The following is a 20748-nucleotide window of genomic DNA, read 5'->3' as shown; positions in this document are numbered from 1 at the left end:
TCATTGCACCGCGCACGACGCACGATGCGCGGCGCGCGATGCGCGATGCGCGTGCGAACTTACTTCGTGTTCACGTTCGCGGCGGCAACGGCCGTCATGTTGATGATCCGGCGCACGGTCGCGGCCGGCGTCAGGATGTGGACGGGCTTCGCCGCACCGAGCAGGAACGGGCCGACCGTCACGCCTTCTCCGCCGACCATCTTCAGCAGGTTGTACGCGATGTTCGCCGCTTCGACGTTCGGCATGATCAGCAGGTTCGCTTCGCCCGACAGCGTCGTGCCGGGGAACGCGGCCTTGCGGACCGCTTCGGACAATGCCGCGTCGCCGTGCATTTCGCCGTCGACTTCGAGATTCGGCGCACGCTCGACGATCAGCTTGCGGGCCTCGGCCATCCGGCGCGACGACGCCGACGGCGCGCTGCCGAAGTTCGAGTTCGACAGCAGCGCAGCCTTCGGCACGATGCCGAAGCGCTCGATCTCGGCCGCCGCCTGGATCGTCATGTCGGCGAGCTGTTCGGCGCTCGGCAGCTCGTTCACGTACGTGTCGCACAGGAACAGGTTGCGGCCCGGCAGCATCAGCAGGTTCATCGCCGCGAAGTGCTCGGCGCCCTTCGCGCGGCCCAGCACCTGCTCGATGAACTTCAGATGGCTGTGGTACGTGTCGATCATCCCGCAGATCATCCCGTCCGCGTCGCCCAGATGCACGAGCATCGCGCCGATCAGCGTGTTGAACTTGCGCAGCGCGGCCTTCGCGACTTCCGGCGTCACGCCGTCGCGCGCGCCGATCTCGTGGTACGCCTGCCAGTAGCGGTGATAGCGCGTATCGTCTTCCGGATTGACGATTTCGAAGTCGACGCCCGCCTTCAGCTTCGAGCCGATCTTCGCGAGACGCATCTCGACGACCGACGGACGACCGATGATGACCGGCTTCGCGATCTTCTCGAGCAGCACGAACTGCGCGGCGCGCAGCACGCGCTCGTCCTCGCCTTCGGCGAACACGATACGGGCCGCGGCCTTCTTCGCGGTCGCGAACACCGGACGCATCACCATGCCGGTGCGATAGACGGTTGCACCGAGCTGTTCGCGGTACGCGTCCATGTCCTGGATCGGGCGCGTGGCGACGCCGGAATCCATCGCGGCCTGCGCGACGGCCGGCGCGATCTTGATGATCAGGCGCGGATCGAACGGCTTCGGAATCAGGTAGTCGGGCCCGAATTCGAGCGAGTGACCCTCGTACGCCTTCGCGACTTCCTCGCTCTGGTCGGTTTCCTGCGCGAGCTCGGCGATCGCGCGCACGCACGCGAGCTTCATCTCTTCGGTGATCGTCGTCGCGCCGACGTCGAGTGCGCCGCGGAAGATGAACGGGAAGCACAGCACGTTGTTGACCTGGTTCGGGTAGTCCGAACGGCCCGTTGCGACGATCGCGTCCGGGCGCACGGCCTTCGCGTCTTCCGGGCGGATCTCCGGCTCCGGGTTCGCGAGCGCGAGGATCAGCGGCTTGTCGGCCATCGCCTTGACCATGTCCTGCTTCAGCACGCCGGCGCTCGAGCAGCCGAGGAACACGTCGGCGCCGACGATCGCATCGGCGAGCGTACGTGCGTCGGTGGTCGCCGCGTAGCGCTGCTTCGACGGATCGAGATTGCCGCGCCCTTCGTAGATCACGCCCTTCGAATCGGTCACGAGGATGTTCGACTTCGTGAGGCCGAGATTCACGAGCAGGTCCAGGCACGCGATGGCCGCCGCGCCCGCGCCCGAGCATACGAGCTTCACTTCCGCGAGGTTCTTGCCGACCACCTTCAGGCCGTTCAGGATCGCGGCCGACGCGATGATCGCGGTGCCGTGCTGATCGTCGTGGAAGACGGGAATCTTCATCCGCTCGCGCAGCTTCTGTTCGATGTAGAAGCACTCGGGCGCCTTGATGTCTTCCAGGTTGATGCCGCCGAGCGTCGGCTCGAGCATCGCGATCGCCTCGACCAGCTTGTCCGGGTCCGATTCCGACAGTTCGATGTCGAACACGTCGATGCCGGCGAACTTCTTGAACAGGCAGCCCTTGCCTTCCATCACCGGCTTCGCGGCGAGCGGGCCGATGTTGCCGAGGCCGAGCACCGCCGTGCCGTTCGTCACGACGCCGACGAGATTGCCGCGCGACGTGTACTTCTGCGCGTCGAGCGGGTCGGCGTGGATCGCCTCGCACGCGGCCGCGACGCCCGGCGAATACGCGAGCGACAGATCGAGCTGGTTCGACAGCGGCTTGGTCGGCGTGACCGAAATCTTGCCGGGTTTCGGATTCAGGTGGTAAGCGAGAGCGGCCTGCTTCAGTTGTTCGTCCATGATTGACCTGCGAGAGACATGCGGAATATTGACGGTCCAGTACACAGCACCTTGAGCCGCGTCTGCGTGAATCGAGGGGATGGTCGACTGCGAGACGGCCGCGACGCGCCGGGTCGGCACGCCATCGAACCTTGGCGGATGGCAAGAGGAAAGTACAAAGTACTGAACGATTTCTAAGGGCCGCCTAGTGTACACCCCGCGCATCGCGTGCGTTGCTGCGCCGCCGCATCGCCGCCGCGGGTGCGCATGCGTGCCGTCGCGCGCCATTTCGTTGGTCGTTTCTCCCGTGGCACGCAGCGCGTCCAATCTGCGCGAATTCCGCCGAAAAGCGGCCTGAATCGGGTAAAATAGCCGGCTACGCGCGCAGCGAGGCGGTCGGTGCTCCGATCGCCCCCGCCCTCCGGACGGGTTTCCCTTGCTGCGCCACCGGGCCCGCGCCCGCTCCTCGCTCATCACCCAAGGAATGCCCATGACAGGCTACGATCGTCAGTCGATCTCGGATACGACCGCCAAAATCCTGCTCGAAGTGCAGGCGGTGCACTTCAACGCCGAAAAACCGTTCATCTTCACGTCGGGCTGGGCGAGCCCGGTCTACATCGACTGCCGCAAGCTGATCTCGTATCCGCGCGTGCGGCGCGGCCTGATGGAAATGGCGGAAACGACGATCCTGCGCGACATCGGCTTCGAGCAGATCGACGCGGTGGCGGGCGGCGAAACGGCCGGCATCCCGTTCGCGGCGTGGATCGCGGATCGCCTGATGGTGCCGATGCAGTACGTGCGCAAGAAGCCGAAGGGCTTCGGCCGCAACGCACAGATCGAAGGCCATCTCGAAGAAGGCTCGCGCGTGCTGCTCGTCGAGGACCTGACGACCGACAGCCGCAGCAAGATCAACTTCATCAACGCGCTGCGCACGGCCGGCGCGACGGTGAATCACTGCTTCGTGCTGTTCCACTACGACATCTTCAAGGAAAGCGTGTCGGTGCTGAAGGACATCGACGTCGATCTGCACGCGCTCGCGACGTGGTGGGACGTGCTGCGGGTCGCGAAGGCGTCCGGCTACTTCGAGACGAAGACGCTCGACGAAGTCGAGAAATTCCTGCACGCACCGGCCGAATGGTCGGCTGCGCACGGCGGCGCGACCGGCGCGCAGGACTGACGCCGGCCGGCCGCATGCCGGCCGAACCCGCCGACGGCAAACCGCTCGCCCGCACCGCGAGCGGTTTTTTTCGTCCGTCGCCGCGGCGCGCGGCCGGGGCGAGCGCGGCGGACGTCGCGCGCCTGGGCCTATGCTTGTCCGCCATCGCGCGCCAAACCCGGCAATCGTGTCGATCTCGCCCCATGTGCTCGACCGGCCGCGAGCATTCGCGCCGCAGCACGCATTCCGCACCGCCGCGGCTCACGGCGACGCCGACGCGTGCCCTATATAAACCGACCCTAATGCTAGACTTGACCTGTCGCGGCCATCGGCTGCGCGGGCAACGCACAACGCCAACAATGCCGGGTCGTCGGCCCGGCCCACGTGACGGGAGAAGCGCCATATGCGTGTGGATCGCCGGATCGCTCCGCCTGCGCCATCGGGTCGTCCGTCTCCGTTCGTCGCCGCTTGGTTCCGGGCCGCCGCGCTCATCGCGCTGGCCGCGTTCGCGGCGCCTGTCACCCACGCGCAAGGCCCGTTCACCGTGTCGAGCGACGATCTGGCGCCCGGCGGGCGCGTCGGCATCGCGAACCTGTTCGACCGCGGCGACTGCAAGGGCGAGAACCGCTCGCCGCAGCTCACGTGGCGCAATCCGCCGCCCGGCACGCGCGGCTACGCGATCACGATCTTCGATCCCGACGCGCCGGGGCGCGGCTGGTGGCACTGGGCGGTCGCCGGAATCCCGGCGACCGTCACGAGCGTGCCGGCCGACGCGAGCGGGTCGGGCTTCCTGCGGCGCATCGGCGCGAGCGAAGCGCGCAACGATTTCGGCACCGACGGCTACGGCGGCCCGTGCCCGCCGCCCGGCAAGCCGCATCGCTACGTGATCACGGTTTATGCGTTGAAGAGCCTCGATCTGCGTGTCGCGCAGGGTCGACCGGCGCCGATGTTCGAGCACGAGATCGGCACGGAGACGATCGGCACTGCACGGCTGACCGTTCACTACGGGCAGTGATGCGCGCGGCCGGCCGGCCGATCGCAGGCCGCACCGCAACGCCGGCATCCGCGCATTGCCGGGCGCGTCGCCCGCAGGTTTCCGTCATTTCGGCTTGCTAGACTCGTCTTCACGGTTCGCGGCGCCAGCCGCGCATCCGCCGCGCCGCCCGCGGGCAGCGCATCGCGCGGCGCGCCGCTGCGGCCGCCGTTCCCGTCCCTTTCCAGAGAACGCTTCATGTCGAACATCGTCATCGTCTATCACAGCGGCTACGGTCACACGCAGAAACTGGCCGAGGCCGTCCATGCGGGCGCGCAGGACGCGGGCGCGGCGGTACGCCTGATCGCGGTCGGCGAGCTCGACGACGCGGGCTGGGCTGCGCTCGATGCAGCCGACGCGATCGTCTTCGGCGCGCCGACCTACATGGGCGGCCCGTCCGCGCAGTTCAAGCAGTTCGCCGACGCAACGTCGAAAGCGTGGTTCACGCAGAAATGGAAGGACAAGATCGCCGCGGGCTTCACGAACTCCGCGACGATGAACGGCGACAAGTTCTCGACGATCCAGTATTTCGTCACGCTGTCGATGCAGCACGGCATGGTGTGGGTCGGCACCGGGATGATGCCGGCGAACTCGAAGGCGGCGACGCGCAACGACATCAACTACGTCGGCGGCTTCACCGGCCTGCTCGCGCAGTCGCCCGCCGATGCGACGCCGGACGAAGGCCCGCTGCCCGGCGACCTCGAGACGGCGAAGGCGTTCGGCCGGCGCGTCGCCGAAGCGACTGCGCGCTGGCTGGCCGGCGCGCGCTGATCGCGGCCGCGCGCGTACGAGCCCGGCGCCGCTGTCGATCGCCCGCACCTGCCGGCACGCACGGACGATGCCGGCGACGGCGCGCGCCGTTGCTCCGTGCGCGCTCTTCGACGTGACTCCTCTATCTACCGTGCGCGTCCCGCCCGTGCCGCCTTGTGCCGCCGCCGGCGCGGCGAGCAGCACGGCGCGATGCCCGGCCACCCGCGCGCGCACCAAAGGGACGCAACGCGAGCGTCCGACCGTCTTTTTTTCGGCCGGCGCGGGCGGGCCCGCCGGATGACGTCTTAAAATGGCGGTTTCAGGGCGCCGCGGCTCCCGTTTCATTCTGTGAGAGCGAAATGAGCACCAAAGTTTTTGTCGACGGCCAGGAAGGCACGACCGGCCTCAAGATCTTCGAATACCTGTCGGCGCGCAACGACATCGAAATCCTGCGGATCGACGACGCGAAGCGCAAGGACGTCGACGAGCGCCGCCGTCTGATCAACGCATCGGACGTCACGTTCCTGTGCCTGCCGGACGTCGCGTCGCGCGAGTCGGCGTCGCTGGTCGAGAACCCCAACACGACGCTGATCGACGCGAGCACCGCGTTCCGCACGAGCGCCGACTGGGCGTACGGCCTGCCCGAACTCACGCGCACGCAGCGCGAGAAGATCCGCACGTCGAAGCGCATCGCGGTGCCCGGCTGCCATGCGTCGGCGTTCGTGCTCGCGATGCGTCCGCTCGTCGACGCCGGGATCGTCGCACCGACGTTCGCCGCGCACAGCTACTCGATCACCGGCTACAGCGGCGGCGGCAAATCGATGATCGCCGACTACGAAAACGCGGCGCCGGGCGGCAAGCTCGCGAGCCCGCGCGCCTATGCGCTCGGCCTCACGCACAAGCATCTGCCGGAAATGGCCGCGCACACCGGTCTCGCCCATCCGCCGATCTTCACGCCTATCGTCGGCCCGTTCCTGAAGGGTCTCGCGGTGACGACGTACTTCACGCCCGAGCAGCTCGCGAAGCGCGCGACGCCGCAGGACGTGCAGCGCGTGCTCGCCGAGTACTACGCGGACGAAGCGTTCGTGCGCGTCGCGCCGTTCAATGCGGATGCCAACCTCGACGGCGGCTTCTTCGACGTACAGGCGAACAACGACACGAACCGCGTCGACCTGTTCGTGTTCGGCAACGAAGAGCGCTTCGTGACCGTTGCGCGTCTCGACAATCTCGGCAAGGGCGCATCGGGCGCCGCGATCCAGTGCATGAACATCAACATCGGCGCCGCCGAGGGCACGGGCCTCAAGCGCTGATCATCTTCGCATCCGATGCAAAGCCGGCCGGTGGCCGGCTTTTTATTTGCCCGTATCAGACAATAAATAAAATTCAGTCGCTGCATTTACAAATATTTACAAGCTTTCAATTTCACGATTTCCGCCGATTAATTTCATCACATCTTTGTTCCGTCGATCCCGAATAGGGATAAACCGGATACCGCCGCTTTAAACGCTTCCGCTATACGCGCGAGCGCCCGTGCGAAGCCGGCTGAAGGCTGCGCCGAGGCTGTCGAGACAGCCGTCGGCTGCGTGTCGCGCGTTTTAATTCTTACGGAAATCCCTATACGGCAAGGATGAAAAACGCGACGCGCGTTTCAATCGTCTTTTTTAGACGGGTTCATCAATTGACAGCAAAAATCCGCGCAGCGACATTAGCTCGCACAATTAAACGATTGGAGACAGCGGCATGTCGCACGCCTTATCGAAGGGGGTGGCAACGGCCTTTGCCATCGCGCCTTTTCTCGTTGCCTGTGGTGGCGGAGACTCCGGCGGTTCGCCCGCGCCGATCAATGCGCCTCAATGTTCCGGTTCGAGCTGCGGCACGCAAGGGCCGCCGCCGTCGCTGCCGGTGAACGGCGCGCTGTGCCCGGCCAACGCCGACATCGTGAAGAGCACTTACCTCGGCGGCGCCGGCAGCGGCGAAATCGTCAGCGTCAACATCGACGCGGTCGCGATGACCTACACGCTCAAGTGGCTCGAATCGCCGATTCCGCTGAAGACCGGCACCGTCACGCCGACCCGCGTCGGCACGACGATCACCGGCAAGGTCATGCATCCGCCCACCGGCACGCTGCCGACCGCCGAACAGACGCGCTGCGCGTTCATCCTCACGCCGGGCACGGGCACCGCGTCGGACGGCTCGACCTATTCGACCGCCGCCGACTTCAATCAGGCGAATCCGCCGATGCTGCTCGTCGGGATGGGCGTCGCGGGCGGCGGGATTCCCGGCGCGACGATCCAGTACGACGGACTGACGATCATCCCCGGCCTCGTGCAGAACGTCGGCCAGGTGCCGAACCGTCACTTCGACTTCTATCCGTTCCTCGGCTTCGCGAATACGACGACCGACCTGTCGAAGCTGCCCGGCACGTACAACGCGCTGATCTACCACCTCGTGCCGTCAGGCAACTACGCGACGAAGGGGTCGAACTCGAGCGAGACGTTCGACGCGAACGGCGCGTGCACGTCGACGAACGCCGGCGGCTGCCAGACGACCGGCGATCCGTGGAAGGCGAGCGCGAACGGCGGCTACTTCGACAGCACGAAGGCGCCGCAGACGCTGCCGCAAACGCAGCTGCCGCTGGTCGGCGCGACCGGCAAGTCGGCGACCGCGCACATGGTGATCGGCCAGCTGAACGGCGCGACCGTACCGGTGATCGTGCGCACGGGCAACGTGAACCTCGGCACGGCGCCGCTGCACACCGACGCGCAGGTCGACGACGAGTCGGGCATCGCGGTGCTCGGCGCGGCGACGGCGATCGCGTCGGGCGCGATCGACGGCGGCTACGCGGGCGCGGATTCGAACTTCAAGTACACGGCAGCGCTGATCCGCGGCAGCAATGCGGCGTTCATCAACCCGTCCACGCAGGCGCAGGAAGACGGCTTCACGCTCGATTACGGCCAGGCGACGCCGGGCCTGCTGAACACGACGACGACGCCGGCCGCGGGTGCGACGTATCCGTCGGCGTCGGGCGTCGTGATCGCGACCGGCGGGCTGTATGCGGCGCTCGTGCAGGGCACGGTGAACGGCGGCGTCACGTCGACGTCGGCGAACTCGAGTACGTCGTCCGCCCCGTACTTCGGCGTGGGCGCGCAGATCAGCAAGTAGCGGCCGCGCACACGGCGGCCGCCGCCGGGGCCGCCGCCGCGCGACACGACGCGTCCCGCAGACGAGCACGCACGACAGCAGGAAGGCGCCCGGCACGGCGCCGGCAGTACGAGCACAAGCAACAGAAGCGGCCGACAGGGAGCCGGCCGCCGTACAAGACAAATCTGGAGGAGCAACATGAAGCGCAACCTCGTTCTGGCGGCCGCGTTTGCCGCCCCTCTTCTTTCCGCGTGCGGCGGCGGCAGCGACAATCCGCCGCCGCTCGTCGAGGACCGGCTCTGCCCCGCGACGCTCGACTACAACACCGTCTATACCGGCGGCGCCGGCAGCGGCGAACTCGTGAAGCTTCAGCTCGACACGACGAAGATGACCTGGCAGGTCACGTACGTCGAATCGCCGGTGCCGCGCACGACCGGCACCGTCACGCCGACGCGCGCCGGCACCGTCGACAGCGGCACGCTCACGCAGGAAACGCTGTTGCCGACCAACAAGCTGAACCAGTGCGCGTTCCGGCTGAATGGCGCGAGCCTCGACCCGGCGCGCCCGGCGCGCATTTTCGTCGGCTACGGCGTCGCCGGCGGCACGATTCCCGGCAAGGAGATCCAGTTCGGCGGCGTGCTCGGCCAGGCCGCGGTGCCCGACACGAAATTTCCGTATTACCCGTTCATCGGCTTCTCGTCGATCGAGACGAACATCGCGAACGTCGCGGGCACGTACAGCCACGTCGGCTTCGGCGAGGTGCCGTCGCAAAACTTCGCGCCGGTGTCGATCGACGCGAAGGTGACGATCAATGCGGACGGCACGTGGACCAAGTGCGACTCGACCGGCCAGTTCGCGGGCGGCGCGTGCACGCAGAAGGGCACCAATCTCGTGCTGTCGGCCGACGGCAGCGGTGCGTTCGAGACCGATCACTACCAGAGCCAGGTGAAGCCGACACTGTCGGCGACGCCGCAAGGCAAGGGCTTCATGGTCGTCGGCAAGCTGCGCAATCAGCTCGTGCCGATCCTCGTGCGCACCGGCGTCGCGAACCCGAATCCGACGCCCGACAGCAACGGGGTGCCGGGCCTCACCGCCGACGACGAATCGAGCATCTCGATCCTCGCGCCGCAGACGGCGGTCGCGGTCGGTTCGCAGAACGGCGAGTACATCGGCGTCGACAGCCAGTTCGACTACCGGACCACCGCGCTGATCGACAAGCAGGCGACGCTGCTCGATCCGTTCCAGCCGTCGCAGGCGTCGCTCGCGACCGCACTCGATCTCGACTACACGCAGAAGGTGCCGGGCACGGTCACGACGATCCACACGGGCTCGGGCAGCACGTCGCCGACCGGCAAGTTCATCTTCACCGGCGGCGTGTTCGGCTTCCTCGACAACGCGGGTTCGACGCCGTATTTCACGATCGGCGCGTTCGTCCAGTAAGCGGAGGGCAGCCGAGATGAACAAGACGCTTCTTGGCGCGGCGGCCTGCGCCGCCGCGCTGGCCCCGCTCGCGGCGCTCGCGCAGAGCGCCGGCAGCAACGTCGTCACGCTGGGCTGGTTCCACGTGATGCCGCAGCAAAGCAGCACGCCGATGACGACCCACGTCGCGCCGACGCCGATCAACACGCCGCTGCGGCTGCCGGCGACGTTCACGTCGCCGGGCACCGGCCTGCACACGAGCGGCGCCGACACGGTCGGGCTGACGATCAGCCATTTCCTGACCGATCACATCGCGGTCACGTCGGTGGCCGGCGTGCCGCCGGTATTCAAGGTGTCGGGCCAGGGCACGATCAAGCCGCCGGGCCCGGCCGGCGCGCTCGGCACGCAGAACGTCGGGCTCGCGGCGGTCAATCCGATCGTGAAGAGCGTGCGCCAGTGGAGCCCCGCGGTGCTGCTGCAGTACTACTTCGGGCAGGCGAACGCGAAGTTCCGGCCGTTTGTCGGCCTCGGCGTGTCGTACAACTGGTTCAGCGACCTGCAGCTCAACACGAACTTCATCAAGCAGACGCAGGACAACCTCGGCGCGATTCTCGCGGCGGGCGCCGGCAAGCCGGGGACGACGTCGGTGGAAGCGAAGGCGTCGTCGTCGTGGCAACCGGTGTTCAACGCAGGGCTGCAGTACAACATCACCGAGCATTTCGGGTTGCTGGCGTCGGTCACATACATCCCGCTGAAGACGACGTCGACGGTGACGATCAAGGCGGCCGACGGCACGGTGCTCGCGGAGACGAAATCGGATCTGAAGGCCGATCCGATCATCAGCTACATCGCGATGACGTACAAGTTCTGACGCGCGCGGCGGGCTTCGCGACGGAGCGCGCGGCGCGCGGCGCGGCGCGCGGGCGGGAAAATCGCGGGCAAAAAAAAGCCCGCCTTCAGAGGCGGGCTGAATCCATATCAGAGGAGACATGGAGGAGACAGGTGTAACTATAGCGAAACGATTTCTGCATTGCAACATTTCCGTAGAGAAAATAAGGAATTTCCCTCGAATACGTACGTCAGGTCACTTTCGACGCATCCGACCCCTTCCCGTTCTCGCGGTCGAGCACCTCGGCGAGCGCATCGCGCAACAGCGCGATCGGCCGCATCAGCCGGCCCGGCAACGTGCCGTGCACGATCCATACGTTGATCCGCGTCTCGAGCCCTGTCGTTTCGACGACCCTCAGCGCATCGCGATGCGCGCTGCGCGCGAGCGCATTCGGCGACGCGATCCCGATCCCGGCACCGCGCGCGACCAGCGATAACTGCAGTTCCGAGCCGAACGCCTCGACCGCGACGTCGAACGGCAGGCCGGCCGCGCCGAGCGCGCGGCTGAGCGCCGAGCGCATCCCGCAGCCGTCCTGGCTCAGCACCCACGGGAAGCGCGACAGCGCATCGAGCGCCAGCGGACCGTCCGGCAGCGGAAAGTCGCGCGCCGCGACGAGCACCGTCGGCTGCGTGCCGAGCAGCGTGGCCGTCAGCGCTTCCGGCAACGCGGCGCTCGCCGGCACCATCACGGTCGCGACGTCGAGCGCGCCGCGCTCCACGCCCTGTACCAGCGCCGGCGACCAGCCGGCCGTCACGCGTAGAGTGAGGCGCGGGAATGCGTCGCGCAGCCGGTCGATCGGCCGCTCGAGCGCGAGCTCCGACAGAAACGGCGGAACGCCGATGCGCAGTTCGCCGATCGGCTCGCCGTCCGCCGCGCCGGCGGCCATCAGCGCGTCGACCGCGGACAGCACGTCGCGCGCGAGCGCATAGACGTCGCGCCCGGCCGCGGTCGGCTTCAGCGGCTTGCTCTGACGGTCGAGCAGCGGCACGCCGAGCAGCGTCTCGAGGTTCTGCACGCGCCGCGTCAGGCCCGGCTGAGTCAGATGGAGCTTCGCGGCCGCCGCGACCATCGACCCGCTGTCGACCACCGCGACGAACGCCTGGAGATCACGCGTATTCAAAACAAACTCGCATAAACATGTTAGACATATTTCAATTGTCGCATATACATCGGCCGCCTACGATGGGGATTCGTTCGACTTCGTCCTCGCGCTTCCGATGAACTGCCCTGCCGATTCCTGCCGTGTCGCCGTCCGCCCCGCGGCCGGCGCGCCGCCTGCGCTGAGCGCGGGCATGACGCTGTTCTTCGCCGCCACCGTCGGCGTGATCGTGATGGATCTGTTCGCCGCGCAGCCGCTCACGGGCGCGATCAGCGCGGATCTCCGTCTGCCGGCGGGCCTGACCGGGCTCGTCGCGATGCTGCCGCAGCTCGGCTATGCGGCCGGCCTCGTACTGCTCGTGCCGCTCGTCGATCTGCTCGAAAACCGCCGCGTGATCGTCGCGACGCTCGCCGTCTGCGCGGCCGCGCTCGCGTTGCCTGCGTTCACGCAGTCCGGCACCGTGTTCCTCGCCGCGACGCTCGTCGCCGGCGCCGCGTCGAGCGTGATCCAGATGCTCGTGCCGATGGCCGCGTCGATGGCGCCCGAAGCGCAGCGAGGCCGCGCAGTCGGCAACGTGATGAGCGGGCTGATGCTCGGCATCCTGCTGTCGCGGCCGCTTGCGAGCCTGGTCGCCGGCACCGCCGGGTGGCGCGCGTTCTATGCGCTCGCCGCAGTCGCGAACGCCGCGATCGCGATCGTGCTGGCGCTGCGGCTGCCGCCGCGCCGGCCGGCCGCGACGGCCGGCTATCGCGCGCTGCTCGCGTCGATGGTGCGCCTCGTCGCCGACGAACCGGTGCTGCGGCGGCACGCGCTGTCGGCCGCGCTCGCGATGGCTGCATTCAGCGCGTTCTGGACCGCGATCGGGCTGCGGCTCGCGCAGCCGCCGTTCGGGCTCGATCTGCACGGCATCGCGCTGTTCGCGTTCGCAGGCGCGAGCGGCGCGATCGTCACGCCGCTCGCCGGACGCGCCGGCGATCGCGGTCGAGGCCGCGCGGCGCAACGCATCGCGCACGGCACGATGCTCGCCGCGCTCGCCGTGCTCGGCATCGCGGGCGCCGGCTGGTTCGGCTTCGACGCGCACACGCATCGCGGCATCGCACTCGCGCTGCTGGCCGGCGGCGCGGCGCTGCTCGACGCGGGCGTCATCGTCGACCAGACGCTCGGCCGCCGCGAGATCAATCTGCTGAACCCGGCCGCGCGCGGGCGTCTGAACGGGCTGTTCGTCGGACTGTTCTTCGTCGGCGGCGCGATCGGCGCGGCGCTCGCGGGCAGCGCGTGGGCGCGGGGTGGGTGGAGCGCGGTGTGCGGCGTCGGCTTCGCGTTCGCCGGCGCGGCGACTGCATTCGGGCTCGTGAGCGGCCATCGGGCTATCGGGCAGGCGACGCTCCCGCGCCCGCGTGCGTGACAGCAGCCCAAGAACGCGAACGCCCCGCGCTCTTGCGAGACGCGGGGCGTTCGGTACGCGAGGCGGCTGGGTAATCGGCTGGGTAATCGGCTGAGTAATCGGCCTGGGAAATCAGGCCGGAAAATCGGCCTACATCGGGCCGAAGTCGGTTTGAGCGTCAGTGCCGGACCAGCGCCATCATCGCGCCGAACCCGACGAACAGTCCGCCGGTCAGCCGGTTGAAAATCTTCGCGACGCTCTGGCTCTTCAGCGTCGCCCCGATGCGCGTGCCGAACGACGCGTAAACGAGATACCAGCTCACCTCGATCACCGCGAACGTGACGACCAGGATGCCGAACTGCGGCAGCGTCGGCTCCGCCGCATTGATGAACTGCGGCAGCAGCGCCGCCGCGAACAGAATCGCCTTCGGGTTGCTGCCGGCGACGAGAAAGCCATTGCGGAACAGCGCCCAGCGCGACACCGACGCGGCCTGACGCGCGACGGCTTCGACATCGGCGGCCGGCGCGTCGTCGTCGACGCGCGCGCGCCATGCCTTCACGCCGAGGTAGATCAGATAGGCGGCGCCCGCGAAGCGCAGCGCGTTGAACATCGCCGGCCACGCTTCGAGGAACACGCCGAGCCCCGCCGCCGACACCGACAGCATCAGCACCAGCGCGCTCAGGCAGCCGGCCATCGTCGCCGATGCGCGCCGCAGCCCGTGCCGCGCGCCATGCGTCATCACGAGCAGCATGTTCGGTCCCGGAATCGCCGACACGACGAACACCGTCGCCACGAAAAGCCACCACGTATGCAGGTTCATGTCCGTCTCCGCGTGATCCGTTCAAGAAAAACGAAAGGCCGATTATGCCGCGCGGCCGTCCGTTCTGTCGCGCGCCGCGTCAGCGGCCCGCGCGGCGCAGCGCGGCTTCGCCGAGCACCGCGAAATCGTGGTCGCCGCCGCCATGCGCGAGCGCATCGAGCAGGCTGTCGCGCACGACGCTCGCGACCGGCAGCGGCACCGATGCGGCGTCGCCGGCCTCGAGCGCGAGCCGTACGTCCTTCAGCCCGAGGCGCGCCTTGAAGCGCGCGGGCTCGTAGCGCCGCTCGGCGATCATCGCGCCGTAGCCTTCGTAGACGGGCCCCGGAAACACGCTGTTGGTGATCACGTCGAGGAAGTCGCGCATCGCGACGCCGTGCGCGCCGAGCAGCGCGGACGCCTCGCCGAGCGTCTCGATCGCCGACGCGAGCGTGAAGTTCGCGGCGATCTTCGCGACGTTCGCGTGCTGCGGCAGCGAGCCGAGCCGCCAGGTCTTCTGGCCGATCGCGTCGAACAGCGGCTGCACGCGGTCGATCGCTTCGGCCGGGCCGGCGGCCATGATCGTCAGGCGGCCGGCCGCCGCGACGTCCGGCCGTCCCATCACCGGCGCGGCGACGTAGTCGACGCCGCGCGACGCATGCGCGTGCGCGAGCGATTCGGCGAGCGCAACCGACACGGTCGCCATGTTCACGTGAATCAGGCCGCGCGGCGCCTGCGCGAGCAGCGCGTCGTCGAATACGGCGCGCGCGGCCGCATCGTCGGCCAGCATCGAGAACACCGCGTCACCGCGAAACGCGTCGGCCGGCGTATCGACGATCTGCGCGCCGGACGCGGCGAGCGGCTCGGCGCGCTCGCGCGACCGGTTCCAGACCCGCACCGCGTGCCCCGCCTTCAGCAGGTTCGTCGCGATCGCCTGCCCCATTTCGCCCAGCCCGATAAATCCGAGATCCATTGCATGCTCCTTCGACCATGAAGCCGCGAGTTAAACACAGATGCACGCCGCCTGCAGCGCGCGCCCGGCCATGCGCGATGCGATACTGCGCGGATGGCGACCGCGACCTTCCGCTTTCACGGCGAACTGAACGCGTTTGTGGCGCGCACGCAGCGCGACCGCGCGTTTGCGCACGCATGTGCGCGCGACGCGACGCTGAAGCACGCGATCGAGGCGCTCGGCGTCCCGCATACGGAAATCGGGCAGCTGACCGTCAACGGCGCAGCCGCGGGCCTCGACCGGCCGGTCGGCGACGGCGACCGCATCGACGTCTATCCGGAGCGCGCGCGCGAACCGGCAGCAGCCCCTCCGGCCACACCGCGATCGGAGCAATGGCGCTTCGTCGCCGATGCGCATCTCGGCGGCCTCGCGCAGTTGCTGCGTCTTGCGGGCTTCGACACCTGCTACGACAACCACTACCGCGACGACGAAATCGCCGCGCTCGCCGAGCGCGAAGGCCGGCTCGTGCTGACCCGCGACCGCGAACTGCTGAAACGGCGTGCGGTCGCACGCGGCTGCTACCTGCACGCGCTGCAGCCGGCCGACCAGTTGCGCGAACTGTTCTCGCGCCTCGCCCTCGCACCGTACATGCGCCCGTTCCGGCTCTGCCTGCGCTGCAACGCGCCGCTGCACGCGCTCGATGCGGACGCCGCCGCGCCGCGCGTGCCGGCCGGCGTGCGGCAGCGGCACCGGCGCTTCGTCGAGTGCGACGTCTGCCGACGCGTGTTCTGGGAAGGCTCGCACTGGCGGCGCATGCGCGCGCTGGTCGACAGCATGCGCACCGCGGCGGTGCCGGACGAACGCGATCGCTGAAAAAACAAAACCCCGCATGCCGATGAAGCATGCGGGGTTTGTCCGCGAGCGGCCGGCAGGGCCGGCCTGCGCGGCGCGTATCAGTTCTGCGTGCCGGCGTCGTTCGTGCCGGCGGCCGATGCCGCAGCCGCCTTCGCCTGGCCCTTCTTCGAACCGTGGCGCTTCAGCTGATGCTTCGGCTTGCTGTGATCCTTCTTGGCCGGTGCCGATGCGGCGGCCGACGTGTCGGCTGCCGGCGCGGACGCCTGGGCGAATGCCGAAACCGATGCGAGAGCGAATGCTGCGGTCATGATCGAAGCGAGCGTCTTCTTCATTGTTCTTCCTTTAGCGGAGAAAAAATCGAACGTACCGGTACGAAAAGATGCGAGGCATCCGCATCGGAACGTCAGCCGCGCCGGCTTGCCGGACGCCGACGCGACGCACGGCTGCTGCCGTGTCGCCGCGCCGGACGCTGACGCACTGGCTCCATAACGCGCCGCGTTCGCCGCAAGTTGACAGCTCGCCCGCAGTCTCGGGTTTTCCCGGGGGCGCGGCGCTTCGACGGCGCCGCATCGGCCGCGCGGACGCCGCGTCAACGATCCGACGAACCGCCTCTCGCGCCGCCGATCGCGACGCTATACTGGCGTCCTTCCGTCCCTTTCCGGGAAACCGGACCCCGGCCGGTCGCCAGACCGCCGCCGTCGCGAGGCGCTCAAATTGCCCGACCATCATCTGGACAAACTGAAAATCGACCGGCGGCCGCTCGCACCGGCGCCGCGCCGGCGCCGCTGGGTCCGCTACGCAATCATCGCGGCGCTCGTCGTCGCCGCGCTCGCCGCCGGCATCGCGCTCACCGGCCGGCCGACCGTCGAAACGACGTCCGTCACGACCGCCTACCCGTACCAGAACGACACCCAGCTCAATGCGACCGGCTACGTCGTGCCGCAGCGCAAGGCCGCGGTCGCGTCGAAGGGTCAGGGCCGCGTCGAATGGCTCGGCGTGCTCGAAGGCACGCGCGTGAAGAAGGGCGAAATCATCGCGCGGCTCGAAAGCCGCGACGTCGAGGCGTCGCTCGCGCAGGCGCTTGCGCAGGTGAAGGTCGCCCGCGCGAATCTCGGCGTGCAGCAGGCCGAGCTGAAGGACGCCGAGATCGCATTGCGCCGCACCGCCGCGCTCGCGCCGCGCGGCGCGGTGCCCGCCGCGCAGCTCGACATCGACACGGCGCGCGCGAACAAGGCGCGTGCGTCGGTGAGCAGCGGCGAGGCCGCGATCGCGTCCGCGCAGGCCAACGCGCAAGCCGCGCAGGTCGCGGTCGAACAGACGGTGATCCGCGCGCCGTTCGACGGCATCGTGCTCGCGAAGCACGCGAACGTCGGCGACAACATCACGCCGTTCTCGTCCGCGTCGGACAGCAAGGGCGCGGTCGTCACGATCGCCGACATGGACACGCTCGAGGTCGAGGCCGACGTCGCCGAAGCGAACATCGCGAAGATCCGCACCGAACAGCCGTGCGAGATCCAGCTCGACGCGCTGCCCGACATGCGCTTCGCGGGGCGCGTGTCGCGCATCGTGCCGACCGTCGACCGCTCGAAGGCGACCGTGCTCGTGAAGGTGCGCTTCGTCGATCGCGACGAGCGTGTGCTGCCCGACATGAGCGCGAAGATCGCGTTCCTGTCGAAGCCGGCGTCGCCGCAGGACCGGCGGCCGGTGACGGCCGTGCAGGCCGGCGCCGTCGTCGAGCGCGACGGCCGGCCGGTCGTGTTCGTCGTGAAGGACGACGTCGTGCACGCAGTGCCCGTCACGCGCGGCCGGCGCATCGGCGAACTCGTCGCGATCGGCGGCGTGAAATCGGGCGACACGGTCGTGCTCGCACCGGACGCGAAGCTGAAGGACGGCACGAAAGTGACCGTCGCGAAGAAGTAGCGTGAACGCCGCGCCGCCCCTCGTCGAGATCAGCCACGTCGCGAAGTCGTACCGGCGCGGCAATCAGGTCGTGCCCGTGCTGACCGACATCACGCTCGACATCCGCGGAGGCGACTTCGTCGCGCTGATGGGCCCGTCCGGCTCCGGCAAGAGCACGCTGCTGAATCTGGTCGCCGGCATCGACCGGCCCGACAGCGGCGAGCTGCGCGTCGGCGGCCTCGACATCTCGCAGCTCGCGGAAGCGCAGCTCGCCGACTGGCGCGCGGCGAACGTCGGCTTCATCTTCCAGTTCTACAACCTGATGCCGGTGCTCACCGCGTTCGAGAACGTCGAACTGCCGCTGATGCTCACGCACCTGTCGCGGCGCGAACGGCGCGAGCGCGTCGAACTCGTGCTCGACATGGTGAATCTCGGCGACCGGACCACGCACTATCCGTCCGAGCTGTCCGGCGGCCAGCAGCAGCGCGTCGCGATCGCGCGCGCGCTGATCACCGACCCGGTGCTGATCGTCGCCGACGAACCGACCGGCGACCTCGACCGCGCATCGGCGACCGACGTGCTCGCGATGCTGCAACGGCTGAACGCCGAGCTCGGCAAGACGATCATCATGGTCACGCACGACGCGCATGCGGCCGGCGCCGCGAAATCGCTCGTGCATCTGGAAAAAGGAGAGCTGATCGATGGGCACGCCGGCTGAGCGGCGGGAGCGCGCACGATGCACGTGCTGAAGCTGATCGCGCGCAACGCGCTGCGGCACCGGCTGCGCACGCTGCTGACCGTGCTCGGGCTGACCATCGCGGTGCTCGCGTTCGGGCTGCTGCATACCGTCGTCGACGCGTGGTACGCGGGCGCCGCGGCCGCGTCGAGCGGCCGGCTCGTCACGCGCAACGCGATCTCGCTCGTGTTCCCGCTGCCGGTGAGCTACGAGAACCGGATCCGCGGCGTCGACGGCGTGACGGCCGTCGTCCGCTCGAACTGGTTCGGCGGCATCTATCGCGACCCGAAGAATTTCTTCGCGAGCTTCGCGGTGTCCGACAACTACCTCGATCTGTACCCGGAATTCCTGGTTTCGCCGCAGCAGCGCGCCGACTACGACCGCGATCGCCGCGGCTGCCTCGTCGGCCGCCAGCTCGCGACGCAGTTCGGCTTCAAGGTCGGCGACGTGATTCCGCTGAAAGGCACGATCTATCCGGGCACGTGGGATTTCGTCGTGCGCGGCATCCTCGACGGCCGCGACGAGTCGACGATCACGCGCCAGCTCGTATTCCACTGGGACTATCTGAACGAAACGGTGCGCAAGCGCACGCCGAAGCAGGCCGACCAGGTCGGCGTGTTCGTGCTCGGCGTCGCGAATCCGGACGACGGCGCCGCGATCGCGCGCAACGTCGACGCCGTATTCAAGAACTCGCTCGCCGAGACGCTGACCGAGACCGAACAGGCGTTCCAGCTCGGCTTCGTCGCGATGTCGAACCAGATCATCGCGGCGATTCGCGTCGTGTCGTACGTGGTGATCCTGATCATCATGGCCGTGATGGCCAACGCGATGGCGATGAGCGCGCGCGAGCGCACCGCCGAATACGCGACGCTGAAGGCGCTCGGCTTCGGCCCCGGCTTTCTCGCGCTGCTCGTGTTCGGCGAATCGGTCGTGATCTCGGCGGCCGGCGGCGCGCTCGGGATGCTCGCGACGCCGCCGGCCGCGAGCCTGTTCAAGCAGGCCGCCGGCGGCATCTTCCCGGTGTTCAGGGTGTCGACCGAAACGGTTGCGCTGCAGGCCGCGTGCACGATCGCGGTCGGCATCGCGGCCGCGATCGTGCCGGCGTGGCAGGCGGCGCGCGTGCGGGTCGTCGAAGGCCTGCGGGCGATCGGCTGAGCGCGCATGGCGATTCCGCTCACCTACATCGCGCGCAACCTGTGGGCACGCCGGCTCACCACCGCGCTGACCGCGGGCGGCATGGCGCTCGTGATCTTCGTGTTCGCGACCGTGCTGATGCTCGACGCGGGGCTCACGCAGACGCTCGTGTCGACCGGCGAGCCCGACAACGTCGTCGTGATCCGCAAAGGCGCCGAAACCGAGATCCAGAGCGCGATCGATCATCAGCAGGCCAATGCGCTCGAGATGCATCCGGCCGTCGCGCTCGGCCCGGACGGCAGGCCGCTCGCGTCGAAGGAGGCCGTCGTGCTGATCTCGCTCGTGAAGACGTCGAGCGGCAAGCCGTCGAACGTCGTGATCCGCGGCGTGTCGCCGAACGGCCTCGCGCTGCGGCCGCGCGTGAAGCTCGTCGCCGGCCGGCCGTTCGCGCCGGGCTCGTCGGAAATCGTCGTCGGCAGCGCGATCGCGAAAGGCTTCAGCGGCACGCAGCTCGGCGACAGCCTGCATTTCGCGCAGCGCGACTGGACCGTCGTCGGCGTGTTCGACGCAGGCGGCAGCGGCTTCGATTCCGAGATCTGGGGCGACGTCGACCAGCTGATGCAGTCGTTCCGGCGCACCAGCTATTCGTCGATGGTGCTGCGCATCCCGAGCGCCGACGGCTTCGCGCGCTTCAAGGCCGACATCGACGTGGACCCGCGGCTGACCGACGAGGCCAAGCGCGAGCAGACGTTCTACGGCGACCAGTCGAAGGCGCTGTCGACGTTCATCAACATCCTCGGCATCACGCTGTCGACGATCTTCTCGATCGCCGCGATAATCGGCGCAATGATCACGATGTATGCGTCGGTCGCGAACCGCGTCGCCGAGATCGGCACGCTGCGCGCGCTCGGCTTCAAGCGCGCGAACGTGCTCGCCGCGTTCCTGCTCGAAGCGCTGCTGCTCGGCTTCGTCGGCGGCGTCGCGGGGCTCGCGTGCGCGTCGCTGATGCAGTTCGCGTCGTTCTCGACGACCAACTTCCAGACCTTCGCGGACCTGTCGTTCCGCTTCGTGCTGACGCCCGCGATCGTCGTGAAGACGCTGCTGTTCTCGCTGCTGATGGGGCTCGTCGGCGGGTTCCTGCCGGCGCTGCGCGCCGCGCGGCTGAACATCGTCGACGCGTTGCGCGCGCATTGACG

18 protein-coding genes are annotated in these 20748 nt (G+C 68.5%); 13 read left to right on the top strand and 5 right to left on the bottom strand.

What is annotated here, in order from left to right:
- Positions 1-59: 59 nt before the first annotated feature.
- Complete coding sequence (locus BUB20358_RS16640) at positions 60-2330, bottom strand: NADP-dependent malic enzyme (protein WP_035971349.1); 2271 nt, start codon at positions 2328-2330, stop codon at positions 60-62.
- Positions 2331-2799: 469 nt separating this feature from the next.
- Between BUB20358_RS16640 and BUB20358_RS16635 the strand changes: the two genes are divergently transcribed.
- The 7 genes from BUB20358_RS16635 (at position 2800) to BUB20358_RS16605 (ending at position 10679) form a co-directional block, all read left to right on the top strand.
- Positions 2800-3486 (top strand): orotate phosphoribosyltransferase, encoded by a 687-nt coding sequence (locus BUB20358_RS16635; RefSeq protein WP_035971351.1) that lies wholly within the window; start codon positions 2800-2802, stop codon positions 3484-3486.
- Positions 3487-3868: 382 nt separating this feature from the next.
- The gene (locus BUB20358_RS16630) at positions 3869-4480 is read left to right on the top strand and encodes a YbhB/YbcL family Raf kinase inhibitor-like protein (protein ID WP_035971352.1); all 612 of its coding nucleotides are present in this window, start codon (positions 3869-3871) and stop codon (positions 4478-4480) included.
- Positions 4481-4696: 216 nt separating this feature from the next.
- Positions 4697-5269 carry a flavodoxin family protein gene (locus BUB20358_RS16625; protein ID WP_035971353.1) on the top strand — a complete coding sequence of 191 codons (573 nt, stop codon included), beginning with the start codon at positions 4697-4699 and terminating at the stop codon, positions 5267-5269.
- Positions 5270-5607: 338 nt separating this feature from the next.
- Positions 5608-6558: an N-acetyl-gamma-glutamyl-phosphate reductase gene (gene argC / locus BUB20358_RS16620; protein WP_035971354.1), complete on the top strand. Its 951-nt coding sequence runs from the start codon at positions 5608-5610 to the stop codon at positions 6556-6558.
- A gap of 430 nt (positions 6559-6988) precedes the next feature.
- Positions 6989-8410 carry a DUF2957 domain-containing protein gene (locus tag BUB20358_RS16615; RefSeq protein ID WP_035971355.1) on the top strand — a complete coding sequence of 474 codons (1422 nt, stop codon included), beginning with the start codon at positions 6989-6991 and terminating at the stop codon, positions 8408-8410.
- Between the two features lie 177 nt (positions 8411-8587).
- The gene (locus BUB20358_RS16610; RefSeq protein ID WP_006762855.1) at positions 8588-9829 is read left to right on the top strand and encodes a DUF2957 domain-containing protein; all 1242 of its coding nucleotides are present in this window, start codon (positions 8588-8590) and stop codon (positions 9827-9829) included.
- 16 nt (positions 9830-9845) lie between these two features.
- Positions 9846-10679, top strand: coding sequence for an OmpW/AlkL family protein (locus BUB20358_RS16605; RefSeq protein ID WP_006762856.1), 834 nt, complete (start codon positions 9846-9848; stop codon positions 10677-10679).
- A gap of 208 nt (positions 10680-10887) precedes the next feature.
- Here the strand turns inward: BUB20358_RS16605 and BUB20358_RS16600 are convergent, their stop codons facing one another.
- Complete coding sequence (locus tag BUB20358_RS16600) at positions 10888-11817, bottom strand: LysR family transcriptional regulator (RefSeq protein ID WP_035971356.1); 930 nt, start codon at positions 11815-11817, stop codon at positions 10888-10890.
- A 97-nt stretch (positions 11818-11914) separates the two neighbouring features.
- On the opposite strand from BUB20358_RS16600, the gene BUB20358_RS16595 reads away from it, so the two are divergent.
- Complete coding sequence (locus BUB20358_RS16595) at positions 11915-13201, top strand: MFS transporter (protein ID WP_006762858.1); 1287 nt, start codon at positions 11915-11917, stop codon at positions 13199-13201.
- A 157-nt stretch (positions 13202-13358) separates the two neighbouring features.
- On the opposite strand, the gene BUB20358_RS16590 is transcribed toward BUB20358_RS16595, so the two are convergent.
- Together BUB20358_RS16590 and BUB20358_RS16585 are read right to left on the bottom strand one after the other, a co-directional pair.
- The gene (locus tag BUB20358_RS16590) at positions 13359-14000 is read right to left on the bottom strand and encodes a LysE family translocator (protein WP_006762859.1); all 642 of its coding nucleotides are present in this window, start codon (positions 13998-14000) and stop codon (positions 13359-13361) included.
- A 79-nt stretch (positions 14001-14079) separates the two neighbouring features.
- The gene (locus BUB20358_RS16585; RefSeq protein ID WP_006762860.1) at positions 14080-14949 is read right to left on the bottom strand and encodes an NAD(P)-dependent oxidoreductase; all 870 of its coding nucleotides are present in this window, start codon (positions 14947-14949) and stop codon (positions 14080-14082) included.
- Between the two features lie 93 nt (positions 14950-15042).
- Between BUB20358_RS16585 and BUB20358_RS16580 the strand changes: the two genes are divergently transcribed.
- Complete coding sequence (locus BUB20358_RS16580) at positions 15043-15801, top strand: Mut7-C RNAse domain-containing protein (RefSeq protein WP_006762861.1); 759 nt, start codon at positions 15043-15045, stop codon at positions 15799-15801.
- 80 nt (positions 15802-15881) lie between these two features.
- On the opposite strand, the gene BUB20358_RS16575 is transcribed toward BUB20358_RS16580, so the two are convergent.
- Positions 15882-16115 carry a hypothetical protein gene (locus BUB20358_RS16575; RefSeq protein WP_035971357.1) on the bottom strand — a complete coding sequence of 78 codons (234 nt, stop codon included), beginning with the start codon at positions 16113-16115 and terminating at the stop codon, positions 15882-15884.
- A gap of 382 nt (positions 16116-16497) precedes the next feature.
- Here BUB20358_RS16575 and BUB20358_RS16570 point away from each other — a divergent pair, with 382 nt between their 5' ends.
- Genes BUB20358_RS16570 through BUB20358_RS16555 form a run of 4 tightly spaced genes read left to right on the top strand, consistent with a single transcriptional unit; the run spans position 16498 to position 20746 of the window.
- Positions 16498-17703: an efflux RND transporter periplasmic adaptor subunit gene (locus BUB20358_RS16570; RefSeq protein ID WP_035971359.1), complete on the top strand. Its 1206-nt coding sequence runs from the start codon at positions 16498-16500 to the stop codon at positions 17701-17703.
- A gap of 1 nt (position 17704) precedes the next feature.
- Positions 17705-18400, top strand: a complete 696-nt coding sequence (locus BUB20358_RS16565; RefSeq protein WP_006762864.1) for an ABC transporter ATP-binding protein — start codon at positions 17705-17707, stop codon at positions 18398-18400.
- A gap of 18 nt (positions 18401-18418) precedes the next feature.
- Complete coding sequence (locus BUB20358_RS16560) at positions 18419-19573, top strand: ABC transporter permease (RefSeq protein WP_006762865.1); 1155 nt, start codon at positions 18419-18421, stop codon at positions 19571-19573.
- A 6-nt stretch (positions 19574-19579) separates the two neighbouring features.
- On the top strand, positions 19580-20746 hold the full coding sequence (locus BUB20358_RS16555; protein ID WP_006762866.1) for an ABC transporter permease: 1167 nt from the start codon (positions 19580-19582) through the stop codon (positions 20744-20746).
- The last annotated feature ends 2 nt before the right edge of the window (positions 20747-20748 follow it).

This window comes from Burkholderia dolosa, assembly GCF_902499135.1.
Taxonomy (GTDB): domain Bacteria; phylum Pseudomonadota; class Gammaproteobacteria; order Burkholderiales; family Burkholderiaceae; genus Burkholderia; species Burkholderia dolosa.
This window is presented reverse-complemented; position numbering and strand designations above follow the sequence as displayed.